The organism is Trabulsiella guamensis ATCC 49490 (assembly GCF_000734965.1).
In the GTDB taxonomy this organism is placed as follows: Bacteria; Pseudomonadota; Gammaproteobacteria; order Enterobacterales; family Enterobacteriaceae; genus Trabulsiella; species Trabulsiella guamensis.
This window is the reverse complement of sequence record NZ_JMTB01000123.1, coordinates 1-1,910: the sequence shown is the minus strand read 5'-3', so window position 1 is coordinate 1,910 and position 1,910 is coordinate 1. Positions and strand designations below refer to the sequence as shown.

Genomic DNA, 1,910 nt, shown 5'->3' with positions numbered 1-1,910 from the left:
GGTGTGACGCTCAGCGCGTCAGCGGGTGTTTCTGATGTGGGGCAAAGCTGATGGCGGAATGGGAAGACCTGCGCGAAGCGTCATTCCGTGGCGTGGCGTTTTATCTGGTGGACAGTGAAGGCGGCAGTGGCCGCCGGGCAATTCCCCGCGCGTACCCGAAAAAAGAGGTGGGCTGGACGGAGGATAACGGTGCTGTTCTGACCAGCCAGCAAATCCGGGGCAAGCTGCTCGGCAACAATTACCAGCGTGATCTGGAGGCGTTACTTCAGGCACTGAACACGCCGGGGCCGGGTGAACTGGTGCATCCGTGGTTCGGTATTCAGAAAGTCCAGGTGGGCAAGGTGTCCCACCGGCTGAGTACCGAGGAAGGCGGCATTGCCTATGTCGATTTTGAGGTATTCGAAGCCGGTGAACGTCTGTTTCCGTCTGCGGCTGAAAATACCAGCCTGACCGTGCTGAGCGCCGCCGACAGGGTGAAGGCCGCGCTGGCGAACGGCGACGTTTTTGCCCTGCTGGATGGTCTTGGCGAGATGACCGATACGTGGCTTGACGACATGGAAAGTCTGGTCGTCGGTGCGCTGACACTGCCCTCCGCCATCTCGGAATGGACGGATCGTATCGGGCGTTTCCGTGGTCTGATTGATCTGGTGGTGGCCGCACCCGCCGGCTTTATCAGCGATATTCTCGGCCTTGTCAGCGATGTCCGGGAGACGGTGACGGAGCCGCTCTGGTCAATGCGTATCTACGATCAGCTCCGCAACCGCTGGCAGGGTGACCAGTTTACATCTTCATCATCGGCATCACCGTGGCCGTCATCGACCGCAAAAACCGGTATCAGCGACCGCGCCACGGCGGCGGCCCTGCGCCAGTTGCCGCAGTACATGCTGGTAACACCTGGCTCGGTGGCTGACGGCACGTACGGTTTTGCCAGCAGTCTGCCTGACGTGGTGCCGGTGATGACCGATGCGATGCAGGCCAATATCAGTGACTTCCGGCAGCTGATTGTCGTCTCAACGCTGGTTGCACAGGCGGAGACGGTGGCACAGACCGATTTCAGAAGCAGCGAAGAGGCTATTAACACCGGTGACGCCCTCGCGGAACGGCTGGCAGAACAGGCCGTGTATGCCGTGGAGAACGGCCAGCGTGAGCTGTGGCACACCCTGCGCGATTTACGCTTTGCCGTGGTGAATGACGTCCGGGTGCGCAGCGCGCAGCTGCCGCAGGTGCGTATGGTGACGCTTACCACCACCTCGCCGGTGGCGCTGGTTGCCTGGCGAGAAACCGGTGATACAGAGAACCGGGACACCATCACCACCCGCAACCGGCTGCGCGACCCGGCCTTTATTCTGCCAGGAAAATCAGTTGAGGTGACGGAATAATGGAAAGTGTCATTCTCCAGGTTGACGGCCAGCAGTGGGATGGCTGGACGGAAATGTCGATCACGTCCTCACTGGAGGCGATTGCCGGTGAGTTTGATCTGACCATCACCACGCAGTGGTCTGAGGCGTCGCCCAGAGTTATCAAACAGGGCCTTCCCTGCACTGTCCTGCTGGGAGAGGACACCGTGGTAACCGGCTATATCGATGATTTCATCCCGAGCTATGACGCGGAGAATGTCAGCATTCGCGTGATGGGTCGGGATAAAACCGGTGACCTCGTTGACAGTTCCGTGGTGCATAAATCCGGGCAGTGGAAAGGTGTCCGCCTCGAGCAGCTGGCGGCGGAAATCTGCCAGCCATACGGCATCAGCGTCATCACCGAAACCGACACCGGAGAGGTGTTCGGCAGCGTGGTGCTCGAACAGGGGGAAACGGCGTTTGATCTGCTCGACCGTCTGGGGAAACAGCGCGGCGTTCTGCTGACGGCCGACGGTCGCGGGAATCTGGTTATCACCCGAGCCTCCACGAAGC

The 1,910-nt window shown here is 60.3% G+C and carries 2 protein-coding genes; both read left to right on the top strand.

Annotated features, from left to right (window positions below; translation table 11 throughout):
• Positions 1–50 precede the first annotated feature (50 nt).
• Positions 51–1,379, top strand: coding sequence for a DNA circularization protein (locus GTGU_RS22155; RefSeq protein WP_038162779.1), 1,329 nt, complete (start codon positions 51–53; stop codon positions 1,377–1,379).
• Positions 1,379–1,910, top strand: a 532-nt coding sequence (locus GTGU_RS22150) for a phage baseplate assembly protein (protein ID WP_038162776.1), incomplete at its 3' end; no start/stop codon positions are given. The genes GTGU_RS22155 and GTGU_RS22150, both read left to right, overlap by 1 nt.